Annotated in this window: 6 protein-coding genes and 3 pseudogenes; 3 read left to right on the top strand and 6 right to left on the bottom strand. The window is 57.4% G+C overall.

Annotation, left to right across the window (positions count from 1 at the left end; translation table 11 throughout):
• Positions 1-1200: 1200 nt before the first annotated feature.
• Positions 1201-2351, bottom strand: a pseudogene (locus ACTJLB_RS27650) (PDDEXK nuclease domain-containing protein).
• A gap of 450 nt (positions 2352-2801) precedes the next feature.
• Here ACTJLB_RS27650 and ACTJLB_RS27645 point away from each other — a divergent pair.
• Positions 2802-2975 (top strand): hypothetical protein, encoded by a 174-nt coding sequence (locus ACTJLB_RS27645; protein WP_408422476.1) that lies wholly within the window; start codon positions 2802-2804, stop codon positions 2973-2975.
• 255 nt (positions 2976-3230) lie between these two features.
• On the opposite strand, the gene ACTJLB_RS27640 is transcribed toward ACTJLB_RS27645, so the two are convergent.
• From ACTJLB_RS27640 to ACTJLB_RS27630, 3 genes are all read right to left on the bottom strand, one after another.
• On the bottom strand, positions 3231-3509 hold the full coding sequence (locus ACTJLB_RS27640; protein ID WP_408422479.1) for an HU family DNA-binding protein: 279 nt from the start codon (positions 3507-3509) through the stop codon (positions 3231-3233).
• Positions 3510-6203: 2694 nt separating this feature from the next.
• Positions 6204-7187, bottom strand: coding sequence for a ParB/RepB/Spo0J family partition protein (locus ACTJLB_RS27635; RefSeq protein WP_440785207.1), 984 nt, complete (start codon positions 7185-7187; stop codon positions 6204-6206).
• The gene (locus tag ACTJLB_RS27630) at positions 7184-8392 is read right to left on the bottom strand and encodes a ParA family protein (RefSeq protein ID WP_440785206.1); all 1209 of its coding nucleotides are present in this window, start codon (positions 8390-8392) and stop codon (positions 7184-7186) included. The genes ACTJLB_RS27635 and ACTJLB_RS27630 overlap by 4 nt, the downstream gene beginning before the upstream one ends.
• Before the next feature lie 814 nt (positions 8393-9206).
• Here ACTJLB_RS27630 and ACTJLB_RS27625 point away from each other — a divergent pair.
• Both ACTJLB_RS27625 and ACTJLB_RS27620 read left to right on the top strand, forming a co-directional pair.
• Entirely contained in the window at positions 9207-10583 is a 1377-nt protein-coding gene (locus ACTJLB_RS27625; protein WP_440785205.1) for a replication initiation protein, read from the top strand.
• 182 nt (positions 10584-10765) lie between these two features.
• Positions 10766-11344, top strand: a pseudogene (locus ACTJLB_RS27620) (IS66 family transposase).
• Positions 11345-11362: 18 nt separating this feature from the next.
• Here the strand turns inward: ACTJLB_RS27620 and ACTJLB_RS27615 are convergent.
• Both ACTJLB_RS27615 and ACTJLB_RS27610 read right to left on the bottom strand, forming a co-directional pair.
• A pseudogene (locus tag ACTJLB_RS27615) lies at positions 11363-11504 on the bottom strand (transposase domain-containing protein); the annotation flags it as partial.
• A gap of 127 nt (positions 11505-11631) precedes the next feature.
• On the bottom strand, positions 11632-12171 hold the full coding sequence (locus ACTJLB_RS27610; protein ID WP_440785204.1) for a hypothetical protein: 540 nt from the start codon (positions 12169-12171) through the stop codon (positions 11632-11634).
• Between the last annotated feature and the right edge of the window lie 570 nt (positions 12172-12741).

Here is a 12741-nt window from a genome sequence, read left to right as displayed (position 1 = left end):
TGCCTTCATACGCGCATTAAAGTCTTCTCCGGCATCACTCCACAAGAACAGGTGCTGCGCCCGGCAACGCATGCAATGTCGCTCGACACCGACTGCCAATTATCGCAAGCGTCGTGCGGATCGTGCCCGCCATGAGATCTGATATCCCGGACCGCAAAGGCCTCGCTCGCAGGATTACTGAACAAGTTTCATCACGATTGTTGTACCATCGCAACGGCCATCGCATCGCGCCCATTGTGTCGTAACCCTTACGCAGCAAGGCCTTGACGTCTTTTTCCGCTAGCGTTCCGGTGAACACGGTTAGCGGCAATTCTGAATCCCTACAGCCGTGCAAAGAAAGTTAAGTTTAATGCGGCCTTACGCCGAGACTTCCGTGGCGAGCTGTGCTTGCTAATCTCCATGTCGATCGAGGCGCTTCGCGAACGCCACATTCATCCGGACCAGCTACTGACCTCGTCCTATCGCAATGCGCACGAGCTCGCGACTGGACTGACAAATGTTTGGAACGACGTCATTGCGGCATATGTCTTTCGTGCGAATTCCGGCAACGAATGAATAGGCTGCCGTCGACTTCTAGGTGTGCGCAATCGCGCGCTTACGCCACGCCAGCCCGACGGGTCCGAACGTGGAGATAGTCCGGAATTTAGAGAAGGGAGCAGGTGTTGCCGCGGATTGGCATTGTCCCCCGTTTCGCCAACGTTCGCGAAGCAATGCCGATGTAGGCGTTCACAATCAATGCTAGCGGTGCCCACATGAGTGCTAGCATTGGTCACTAATACTGCTAGCGTAGTGTTTTGCTCAGCCTAAGCAGCGCGCATCGATGACGTGATATCGGAAGTACGCATCGACGACTGGCCGCTTTGCGGTGATGAGTTCGAAACGCGGACCGACTTAGCCCCCATCCGGCCTGCCGTTCGAGCTCGTTGCAAAAACAAATCAAACGAGCGGGAAGCAGAGTCACGCAGACGCTGCTCGCGGAGGCAGACCGCGTTGTCATCTGCTCTGTCGGAAGATCGACGCGTTGCACTTTCAAAGGCGACTTTGCAGGCGATCGGACGCTGCGCCCCTGCCCCTAGCAACCTCATCAAGCGTGCCGGCCTCGACTTTATTAACACGGGTCGACGTTCATGACTCGTCGATGCCTCCGCGACAGCCGTGCGAGACTGTCGCTGGTCAGCTTTTCAAACTTGTGAGCAACTATCAGCCGCCAGTGCCTTCGCTGTCCGGGAGGACCGGATGCTGCGCCTCCCACTCGCGACGGGTCTTCGCCAGCTCGTCAGCCAGCAGCTGCTCGTCCGGTAGCACGGTGTGATATTCAGCGGCGAGTACCTTGTTGGGTAGACCCTCAAGCGCATACCGCGCGATCGCCGCGTTGGTTCTGGCACACAGGATCAGGCCGACCGGCGGATTTTCGCCAGCTAGAGTCCAGTGCTCCTTTGCATAGTTGCAGTACATATGCATCTGCCCGACATCGGCATGATTAAGCTCGGTCAGTTTCAGATCGATGATCACAAGGCATCGCAGGCGCCTGTGAAAGAACAGCAGGTCGACACGAAACCAGCTGTCACCAATTCGCAACCTTCGCTGCCGTCCGACGAACGTGAAATCGCCGCCAAGCTCAAGCAGGAAGTCTTCGAGACGATGGATCAACGCCTCTTCCAGATCACTCTCGGAATATTCGTCTTTCAGGTCCAGGAATTCCAGTACGTACGGATCCTTGATTGCTTCCTCGGCACTGACCGCCTCGCCCGGTCTAGCTACCGCCCCGTTTTCAAGCATCGCGGACTTGTTTCGGGACATCAGCGTGCGCGTATAAAACTGGCTGCCGATCTCCGTTCGAGCTGCCGCACGCTCCAGCCGCCGCGAAGCGCTTCCGTTTCGTAAAACGCTCGTTCGTCGGCTGATCGCGTTCGCCGCATGAGCCTCACGTAATGCGTCCACGACAGCGGAAACCGTTCTGCCAATTGCTGAAGCCCGAGATCCCGAATCGCTGATTCGGATTTTGGCTCCGCTGCCGGGGCTCCGGATTTCCGAACCACTGATTCGGAAATCTCGCCCGCCTGATAGCTCAGGTAGAACAGGCGCATCAGTTCAAGATTGTCGGCACCGAAACCGCGCCCAAACCGCCCGGTCAGATCGCGCGAAAGACGTTGCAGCACCTCCTGCCCATACGCCGCACGCTCGCGCCCACCCTGCTCCAGTTCAACGATGCGCCGGCCCACCAGCCAATAAGTTGCCGTCATCAGCGCGTTGATGCTACGCGCAGCTGCTCGCCGCGCCTCTTCGAGCAGCGCAATCACGTCGTTCAGGGTATGGCCGTACTCATCTTCGACCAGGGTGCTGCTGCTCATCGTCTCAGTTTCCAGGTTGATATTTGGGACAGGATAACCGACCGGCGGCCGCGACTAGCAGTGCCCGTCCCGTTGTGGTTCCGGGGACTAGCAGCGCGCCGCCCGAACGGGTGTGCGCGACAGCCCGCGCCGGCCAACAGCACCGGAAATCGCAACATCTGACACTTAGGATAATCGGAGGTGGCGATATCAGGTCTGCGTGGCGCTATGTTGCAGCCGGTGTCGTGCGATGACACAGGAGATAACCGGCTGATGGGCGGCGTGTCCAGAAACAAAGGGGCGAAATCCCCAGGTTTCATGCCTTCCATTTTGAGACCAGCCTGGTTGTCCAGAAACGAAGGGGCGGATAGCTGCAACTATCCGCCCCTTCACTGTCGGCCAGTTCTGCTGCCTTGTCTCGCTGAGCCGCCTATATTGCTAAAGACGCCGTCCGTCCCTTAGGAGCCCAGTATGTCTACCGATCCTTCCGACACCGTCCCCGATCCCGCACGGCCATCGCCCTGCGCGACGGGCGAAGCGCCATCCAGCACGCCACCCGTCTCTCCTGACGACCACGTTCCCGACGCCGACGCCGCCGAGCCCGCTCCGCACGAGCACCTTCCGCCCCGGTCGGACGATAACTGACCGCCCTTGAACGCAGCGACGGGCATCCTGTAGAACCAGCGAGCAACACTGTTCGGCGCGCCTAGCTGCCTCTCGCGAAGGCCCACCCGCTCCGCCTCTTAAAAAGCATCTGTCCAGAAATTAAGGGGATGAAAGCCACAACTTTCATCCCCTTCATCTGCGTCCAGGCGCCAGCGGCCGTCTGGCATGGACGCTTTCACGTGCCTAACGTGGCGCTGTTGACCCGCACGAAGGTCCGGCACGATCCAGATCTTGTCAACGCGCGTTCACCGCGTCCTTGAACGCTTTGCCCGCGGTGAACTTGACGGTTTTCGCCGCAGGGATCTGCATCTCGGCGCCGGTTGAAGGATTACGTCCCACACGGGCAGCGCGTGCCCCGGTCGAAAACGAGCCGAAGCCAATCAGCTGAACAGCGTCTCCTTTTGTGACTGCCTTCGTCACGGTCCCGATGAAGGCGTCGATTGTCTCGGCCGCGGCAGCCTTGCTTTGTCCCGTTGCAGTGGCGACGGCGTCCACCAGCTCCTGCTTGTTCATGTTCGTTCCTTTTCCTAGTTTGCGATGCCGCCACCCTACCCCATCGAGCCGCCGCCGTGCAATCGCACTCGGCATCGGGTCGAGTCGATGCGAACACGACGGACATGGCGGCCGACGCCGATGGCGGCTACCGATGGGCAATTCAAGATTTCTGCCGTGCTCCAGTGTTGATAACTGCTATTAGCAATACTGTATTTAATGCTCTAGATCTGGGGTCGCGCGCTCAACCCGGGCGCCGACGGCCCTTCCGCCCAGCGGTTCATCTGCGCGGTTAGACGTGATGGTGACCGGTGCCTTCCCCACCTATCGCTGCCGCGCGCGCAGCATCCGCCCTCGGCCAGAGCGCCCGCACCCGGAAACGACGACAAATACCGCATGGACTGGTGACGGTCGTCGAACCCGAAAGCTGACGCCTGCTCCATAAACCTTCAGCGGTCAGCCCCGGCAGGTCGGACTGGACGGCGGGCCTCTTGCGGTGATCGAGGTAACGCGTAGGACAGAACAGATATAAGGCGGTGTCCGCGGCCAAAATGTTGCCCACATCTGTTGACCGTCCGTATAGCCTCTGCCCACATCCTTGCAGACGGATGCTTGCCGTCGAGGGAGAGGCATAGTCGCCAGACCGTTAGTTGCGTCAGAGTGGTGGACGTGCGTACACAAAGTGAGTCCTACGGGAACGTATTGGACAGAGCTGCGCGGAATGCACGAGCTGGCTTTGCAAGCCCGAGGTGCTGAACCGATTCCGGGCGCAGCCCCCGTACTTCAAAGGGAGTGTTACTCCCGCAGGGCGCAGAATGCACGCGCTGATTGCGGTTTTAACGGCGGATTCTCGAGCGCAGTAACAACGGCCTTCTAACGACTCCGGGTCGTCATTGATATTCCTGCCAATGCGCCCCATTGTTAATAAAACGATAAAAAACGTAATGAACGCTACAACTTGGGGATTCACACCGTCATTAATACTCCTCCGCCGAATTTTTTCTCGTGGATCGCGTCCTCGGCCCCACGCGTGGTGAATTTGTGTGAAACACTCTTTCATACGGCGCGCAACATCCTTGAAAAACAGTGACTTGCATTCAAAACCTAAACCAATGTGGTTGTTTCACGGGACAAGTCCGCGGCAGTCCCCCGGACTAAGTTTAATTAGGTATACTAAATGACCCGAGGTCGCAACCTTGCCAGTCCCGCGCCCTTCCCGGCTTTTGCTCGATTCGCCCGGATTGCATGTGGCAAAAGCCTCGTCGAGCCAGATAGCTTTCTCGCGATCCGATTACTTCGTTCTAACGCTAGCGACTCCACGATGCGAGGTGCCGTCTGGCTACTGTGCCAACGAAGGCGAACTGGCAGCAGTAACTTCACTATGGCAGGCGGCAGCGCGCCGACTACAGCTCGAGTGGGCAGTCACCCCGACAACGTACGCGTGGGAATCGAGAGCACGTTCTGATCGAAAGCCCAATGATCACTCTTTTCGCTGCGAGTCGTCGCGCGCGCATGGCAATGGAAGGTCGGGGTGGCTCGCCGATGACATTGGAAAGAGCCGCGGCGATAAACCGCAGGCCGGGAACACAAACGCACCGGGCCTTTCGCGTCGCGACCGTCGGCTTGATTAAGCCGTCGAGTGAGTGCAAGACGATGGTCGCAGTTTAGTCTTAGGTAGGGGTCTAGTGACTGCTGCTGACGATTACAAGCAGGTATGCAGACGCTGCCCGATCTCATCGTCGCACGACCGGCGGGAATCTCGGAATAGGTCGGCCACTTGCGTCCCTGACTATGCGATTACATAAACAGCTTTGCAAGTATGTGAACCGCAACGGGTCCGCAGCCAAATCATCGACGCCCAACGAGCGAGCGACGGCTCCTCATACTAGCAACAGCGATGCTCCCTCAGGGCGGAAGCCGCGGTCGCTGAGTCTGGGTGCGACCGGCCCCCGGAAAGCGCCGTCTTCTGAAACCGCCCTGCGCGCTGGTTGTGCCTTGGCTCACCTGTCGGATGCGTGACATAAGTCACACGGCGCGCGAAAGACGTGCACGCGGTGTCCACGAACAAAGAAATGTTTATCGCAGCATCAATAGTCGGCGAGGGCGGCGCTCGAACTGCCTTCAGGCGTCGTTCGGCATCCTTGGCATAACGTGAACCATCGATAGCAAAGACTCAAACTATCGATTCTTCTTGAATCTGCGTTTTGCGCCGGCTCTGTCCCAAGACCGCGGCGTCGAGGGTTCGGGGGAAACGATCTGTCGTGAATGCGCCTCAAAGCGCCCCTCCGCCGGCAGCTTGGCGAAAGAATAGCTAACGGCCATGCCGAGAAGTGCGACGGACCCTGTGATCGGCACATCCCGCACGCAGTGTGGCTAGGTCGTGGGGCTGCAGAGACAACCATGCTTATGCGTGCGTGCGTGCGGCTCTTGCGAGCTGAGCATGGCTCCTGACTGCGATCCAGTCGCGAATGACATGGCCCACCCACAAGCGTGACGTTACAACGGTTGCAGAGGGGAGTAGCGTGCTTGGCGGAAAGAGAGGGGATGGCTCGCGTCCGCCGACGTTCGAATGCTCTGGTGGTGGGCGTTGCCCGATGTATCCGAGATGACGCGGCCCCTGCGAGCGAAGCTGCCAAACGCAGGCAAAGTGTCCCCATTGGGGACACCTCTGTGGACCCTACGGGTGTCCCCAATGGGGACACCCGTAGGGTCCCTTCAATCAGGGGCCGCACCTCCCGCTGAAAACAGATCAGCGATGAGCGCGCGAATTTGCTGTTCCTTGTCGACCGTGAGCATCCCTGCCTTTATCTTCACCGTGAAACCAGCTGCATCCTTGGTAATAGACCCTGCCTCACTCTTGCCAGAGAATATCTTTTCGATGCTCCGGTCGCTAACGCCTTTGTCTGTGTGTTTGCCCTGCTCGATGGATTGTCGAATAACAGCGGCCAACTTGGTCTGATCTAGGTCTCCGCTTACGACCCTCGTCCAGGCGCTGCGCGCAATCTCCAGCGCTCGTTCGTCTTTCCCGCGAAGGGCAGAGACAATCGCCTCGGCCGTGTGGGCGCCAATAAGCCGCGGTTGGACATCTAGGTCTTTCGTGATGAAGTCTGGAAGATCGCCAAACGCCAGGTAGCGATAAAGCTCCGAACGCGAGAGCCCCAACGCTTCCGCCATTCGCTTGCGGCTCGGAAACTCGCTTTCTGTTCTCCGAACGGAGCGAGCGACTTCATAGTCGGATAGATCCTCCCGCGCGACGTTTTCAACGAGAGCCAGCGTCGCCATCTCCTCATCGGAAATGTCGATGATGACTACCTTTATCGTCTCCCTCCCAATCATCTTGTGGGCACGCCAGCGACGCTCCCCGGCGACTATCTGATATCCATGCGCCGCCCGACGCACTACGATCGGTTGAACCAACCCGGCTTCCCGGATCGATTCCGCGAGTTGTTGGAGTTTCCCGTCGTTGAACGACTGCCGCGGTTGCCACGGGTTAGGAACAATATCGCCGACCGACAATTCCGACGCAGCGCCTGTCTTTTCCAGTTCGACGATGCGTTGCTGTGCCTGCGCTAGCGCACCAGCCATGCCTGGTGCCGTCCGCGGACTCACCGGCTTTTCTTGTTGCGGATCGAGCCGAATATCTTTGGCTGCTCGCACCTCCGCAGTCTTGTTCATCATGCGATCGCGAAGGTTGCTCATTGCCCGCCCCTCCATTGGGTCACGTACTGGTCGTCGATCCACTTGCAATAGTCCAACAATGGCTGTTTAACTCGAGCAAGCGTCTTAGCCACCGCATCAGACCGTGACAGGTCAAATACCGTCGAAAATGCGAGCGCGCCATTGCTCATTACCGAACTTGCGGGCACCTCAATCGTATGGAGCCAATCACCATACGCCCGCTGGGACCAAGATCGGACGACTGGCGCCGAAGAGGTAGTTCCGTAGTCCACACGGGAAAGAAGCACGGATATAAAGTCGTAGGTCTTGTCAACTTCGTGTTCAACGAACCCATGCGCGACTTCCGCAAAAAGAGACCAGAAAGACACGGACGATATGAAGTCCAGACTCTCGGGAACCAGCGGCATCACCATCGAGTCGGCCGCCATCAATCCATTTAGAGTCATGTAAGAAAGGGAAGGCGCTGTGTCCAGAATGATGTAGTCATATTGTGCGCGAAGTGGTTCTATCCCTTTTCGCAACACAGACCAGAACTCGAACCCCGGGCTCGTTTGCTGGGCAGTCGGGAGATGAAACTCCGCATCGTGCAGATAGTTGTGCGCAGGGATTACATCTATGCCGTCCCAATACGTACTCTGTACCTTCGAAGCGAGGCCACCTTCCATTTCCGGCTCGTAGATAAACGGAAGCACGGTATCTTCCCAGGTCACGTCTTTCTCCGCGTACAAACCGCACAGCTCAGACAGCGAAGCCTGAGGGTCCAAGTCGATTACTAGGATTTTCCGCCCCCGTAAGCTCAGGCCCTGAGCGACACACATCGTCGTCGTGGTCTTACATGAGCCGCCCTTGAAATTGGCAGTTATAAGGACCCGTCCACGATGTTCTCGGGTACCGCTGACGAGGGGGGTCTGGTAGATGTCCGACACCTGCTGAACCCACGTTCGCACATCTTTCAATGAGAAAATACGCGCTCTACCGGTGCCCAGTGTCGTCCCTGGTGGCAACTCCCCGCCTTCTTTAGTTGCTAGGTAGTTGATTTTCTGGCGGTCTAAGCCGCACAACTCGGACAATTCCCCGATTGTAAAGACCGGCGGGTTTTTGCGCGGTCGCGGCGCTAGAATTTGGTCACGCAGTTCGTTTGCCATGACCGACAAGCGCTCGGCAAACTCTCCCAGGTTGGAGAGTTTGACTCGTCGGTCAATGCCTGGCAGTTCGCTCAGATTCATTCGGCCATCCTATGGATTTGACGGTGAGCGATTTTCCCGACGCTCGCCGCACGTTTCTACGGTTTTAAAGAATTACAACGCGCACCGTAGAATACTGATTCCCGCATCTAAAAGCCAGCAGAATTCGCGAGTCGTCAGCTGCAAGGCCACAAAACAACGCTTTTGTTTCAATAAGTTACGTGCCTAGGTCGGGGCGGAGGAGACCAATGATCGGGCAGCTCGGTGCGCACTTGCGCGTTGGACAATCGGATCATGCCGTCAGTGAAGCACAAAAAACCTCACCTTGCGTTTCCTAAAGACAGCTGTTTTCGACTGCCATTTAAGCTGCGGCACAGATCACCTCACCTATCAAGAACCATACAGTAGTCAACCCAGCGACCAATTCTCCCTATTTCATCGTAGGTGGAATGAATTAGGAACAATGCGATTTATGTTACGCCCGTTTGTCAACAGCGTTCCTCAAAGGCACCGGTGGTAGGTTTTTATTTAAAAACAAGACCTACACACCACAACAGAAGATAAAGTCCCTAGGAAAATCAAACACTTATGGCCGAGAGGTGAGACATTCTGTGTCGAAGGTGCTGTTAATTGAGCGCCAAAGTGACGTGTTTACCACGGGAAGGTGAGGACAATTAGCGCTTTCGGTGAGGTGTTCTGGATTCTAATGGTGAAGTGAAATGTGAACGCGACCTATGAGGTGAGGTGTTTTGTGCCGGCCAAGAGATTAAGGTGAGGTAGTCTGTGTTGACATGTCACCTTGGCGTCGGTAACTTACCGCTCCAAATCATCGTTTAACAACGGGCCTGGAGGCGGAATGGTGAAAGCGGGGCAGGTGGCCACATCCCGGCAACTGGCCCTAGCCTTGTTCGAGGATGCCAATGCGCAGGATCTGCCGGTCGACGCCGCGCGATCGGATGTCGGTTTCGCGCGAAAGAACGTCCTCATACGCATCGTCGATTTGGGTGTAGCGGCACGACGCCTGATTGACGCAGCGTACTTTATCGTGGCGCAAGACGATCAGGTCCGTGACCTGTATGACGTCGAGCTGGACTATTTTAAATGGCTCATGCGCTACTCCAGCCGCAACAATACTCACCTCGAGCAGGTAATCACAGAGGCGCAGAGAGCCTTGATCCAAGCGACCGCCGCGCCAGATGCCGACGGAGACAAACCTTTCGGTTCCGTGCAGTTGATCGGGCGCATCTCCTACTCAGGCGGGCGTTTTCAATTTCGAGTCCCGCCGGATCTGATTGGCATAATACGTGGCCCAGGCAAGTCTCATTGGCTAAGTCTGCGCATAACGTCACTATTCACGCTTAGCTACGCGCGAGTTATGTACGACCGCCTGCTGCCTTACGCCGACGACACGATCACGGATTGGTTCGAACTTGAGGAGTTGCGCTCATGGCAGGGGGCGATCGGAGCGAAGGCCCAAGAGTTCAAGTATTTCAAGCGGGACTGGCTCTCTCCAGCCGTGGAGCAGATCAACGAAGTTTCTGATTTGACAATATCCTACGAGACCCGCAATGAACCGGGCTCCAGGAAGATCGGCCGGCTTAGGTTCCGCATTGAAAGGAAACAGGCGGCAGAACGTGTTCTGCAGACCCACGAACAGGCGCAAGCACTGTACAAAACGCTTAAGCAGGAGTTCGGCCTGTCAAGCGCACAGCTAAATCAGATCGCGGCTGATCGCGACAAATATACCGACGAACGCCTTGAGCAAGCTATCGAGCGCACTCGCTTCAGCCTGAAGCTGGGGAACATATCCAAGAGCCCAGCTGGGTTCTTTATGAAGGCGTTGAAGGAGCAGTGGATCGTTTCCGACGCTGAGCGCCAGATGGTTCAAATTCAAGAGAGCCTTGCTCTCACTGGCAAGCGTGAGCTCGAACTGAAAGAGCAAGTCCAAAACCGCGCGGCTTTGCGAATCGCTGCGCAGGACGTCCACGCACAAGACAGAATGGTCGAAGAAATTCGACGAGGCTGGGAAGCATATGAAGCGGCGACCCCCAAACAGCGGGACGAGTGGCGACGGAACTACAAGGGCACGCCGGCCGGCAAGCTGACATTGCGTCGATTGGGCATTGATCCAGTAACAGATCTGTCCGAACCCATTATCCAGAGGTTTCCGGACTTGAAAGATGGCTTCGCTGGCTACGTTTTCAACAGGTCAAAGAACGTCAAGGGTACATAGCGCAATGCTTCGGTCTCCTGTCAAACCGAAGTAGAGACTGCTTCCGAGACGATGCGCTGATTCGGCAGTGTCGCTTTTCGAATAAGTGCGCGTCAGGTGCCTCCTTTCCCGGTGGCTACCAAGCCTCCCATCCAGTCCTTGCCGTTACGCATCGCAAGCAAAAGGTTGAGGATCTGCTCCAGTTGAGCTATGCGGAGTGTCACTTGCGGAAGTTCGGCACGTCAAGACGAAGCCTATCACGGACCCATCTAAAGGCTTTCGGGGAAACTTTGCAGGCCAATGCGTTCGCGGAGTACGACGCGGTCTACGACGGTGGTGATGTGCGTGAGGCGGCATGCATGGCACACGCGCGCCGCAAGTTGCACGATTTGTTCGTCGCGCGCAGAAACGAGGTCAACACTAAAGAGTTGCGCCCGGATCGGCGAACTGGACGCACTTGAGGCCGCGAGTCGCGGCAAGCCGCCGGACAAACAAGACGTGTTAGGCAGGAGCTGGCTCGTCCGCTACTCGATGCCTTCGAGATCTGGCTGCGTTCGACATTGGGTACGGTGTCGCAGAAAGGCGATATCGCCAAAGCTATCAACTACGCGCTGAGTCAGTGGGTGGCGCTCAAGCTGTACGTCGATGACGGCGCGGTGGAAATCGACAACAACGCAGCCGAACGCGCTTTACGTGCCGTCGCTCTCGGCCGAAAAAGATTCCTGCACTTCGGTTCCGTCACTCATCGTGATACGGCGCCGGCACGTCGCCGACCAGCTTGACCGCGACGCCACCGACTCCTAGCATAGCTCGTCGACGCGATTGACGGGATGCATCGGCGATGCGAGCGATGACGTGGCGCAGGTAGGTCCCGGGACCGAGGGCATTCAGCTTCGCTTTACTAACCGGAGTGTGTATAGCGGCCCCGCGTTCACCGCCGCTAAGGGACTCGCCACGAACCTCTCGGCCTGCCCCCCGTATTGGTCGCGCGGATCGCGCCCGCCTCGACGATTACCCATCTCAACCTTTGAGCTTGGCCGGAGGTGTCCCAGCGTCACCGCCGGGCGGGTCATCGGATCTCCAACAGCGCATTCACGAGCAATTCGATCTCGCTAACGCGCGAGGCAACGCTCGCGAAGTCTGGCGTGTCAATGCGGAGGTAGTTTTTGCCTCCTTTCTTGCCTCTTGCAACGCTGATGCTCACGGTCTTACGCGGAGGACATTGTCCCGTGGTCAGAAAGGCGAAGATGTCCGCCGTCGTGCTTCTAGGCGGAAGACTTGCGGCGCGCTCCGAGATCGGCTTCTCTCCAACCTGCCGCATGAGCGTGTGGAGTGTGGCCACTTGTGCGGCAGACAACGGCTTGTCGGCGATTGCCTCCAACAGGACTTCGGGCAGTCGCGCAACGGCCAACATCCGTGATGTGTGAGCCGTCGAAACGCCGAGTCCCGCGGCCAACTCCTTTTGCGTTACCCAAAGACCGCGCTTAATCATTGCCGAATAGAACCGACCCATAACCACCACGGGCGCCTTCGCGGCACGGAGCCGGTTGTGCATTGAGACTGCGGTCAGCCGGTTGGGAATCAGACGCACACTAAAGTCGTACTGCATTTTCGAGGCCTCATGTATCCGTTCTTTACGTCCAGATCTTATCGTGCCGATAGTTCTGTCAAGGACGCAATCGCTTGCGAAGCTCGTTACGTAAAGCGCTGAGCGGCTGCGTCGTCAACCGGCGAGTCGGCGTCCTTACTCCGAGGGAAAATTCCTAGCGTCAATGGATGCTTATAGCGGCCGTTGGCCTGACGACCGCACGCCAGACTGGCGAACTAATTCCAAATCGCGTAACTATATGGCGATATACGCCCCACATATCGCCTCACAGTTGCCGCACATGAAATAGGACCGTGAGCCGGCTCACGGTCTCACTGGGACCAATCCAGCGCTTATTTCTTTGAAGAACGCATAAAAATCAGTCACTTAGGGGCAATGCCTAGCGGGGCACCCAGCGTGACTGACCTTGTAATTTATGGAACTGGCTTGGCGACGGAAACTGCTCCACTGTACGGGGTCGGACAGGGTGCCCGACCGTGAAAGCTTCAATTATTTGCCATCATTCCGGGTTGAGACCGTGAGCCGGCTCGTCCTAATCGCGGCACGAATCCCGTGTCGCTAATGCGGCTG

Origin of the sequence: Paraburkholderia sp. 22098, assembly GCF_052045935.1 — a bacterium.
Lineage (GTDB): Bacteria > Pseudomonadota > Gammaproteobacteria > Burkholderiales > Burkholderiaceae > Paraburkholderia > Paraburkholderia caledonica.
This window is presented reverse-complemented; position numbering and strand designations above follow the sequence as displayed.

Bases quoted from the DNA above. Each gene is read 5' to 3' on its own strand.
- ACTJLB_RS27635 (WP_440785207.1), bottom strand. From the start codon at position 7,187: ATGAGCAACCTTCGCGATCGCATGATGAACAAGACTGCGGAGGTGCGA.
- ACTJLB_RS27630 (WP_440785206.1), bottom strand. From the start codon at position 8,392: ATGAATCTGAGCGAACTGCCAGGCATTGACCGACGAGTCAAACTCTCC.
- ACTJLB_RS27645 (WP_408422476.1), top strand. From the start codon at position 2,802: ATGTCTACCGATCCTTCCGACACCGTCCCCGATCCCGCACGGCCATCG.
- ACTJLB_RS27625 (WP_440785205.1), top strand. From the start codon at position 9,207: ATGGTGAAAGCGGGGCAGGTGGCCACATCCCGGCAACTGGCCCTAGCC.
- ACTJLB_RS27640 (WP_408422479.1), bottom strand. From the start codon at position 3,509: ATGAACAAGCAGGAGCTGGTGGACGCCGTCGCCACTGCAACGGGACAA.
- ACTJLB_RS27610 (WP_440785204.1), bottom strand. From the start codon at position 12,171: ATGCAGTACGACTTTAGTGTGCGTCTGATTCCCAACCGGCTGACCGCA.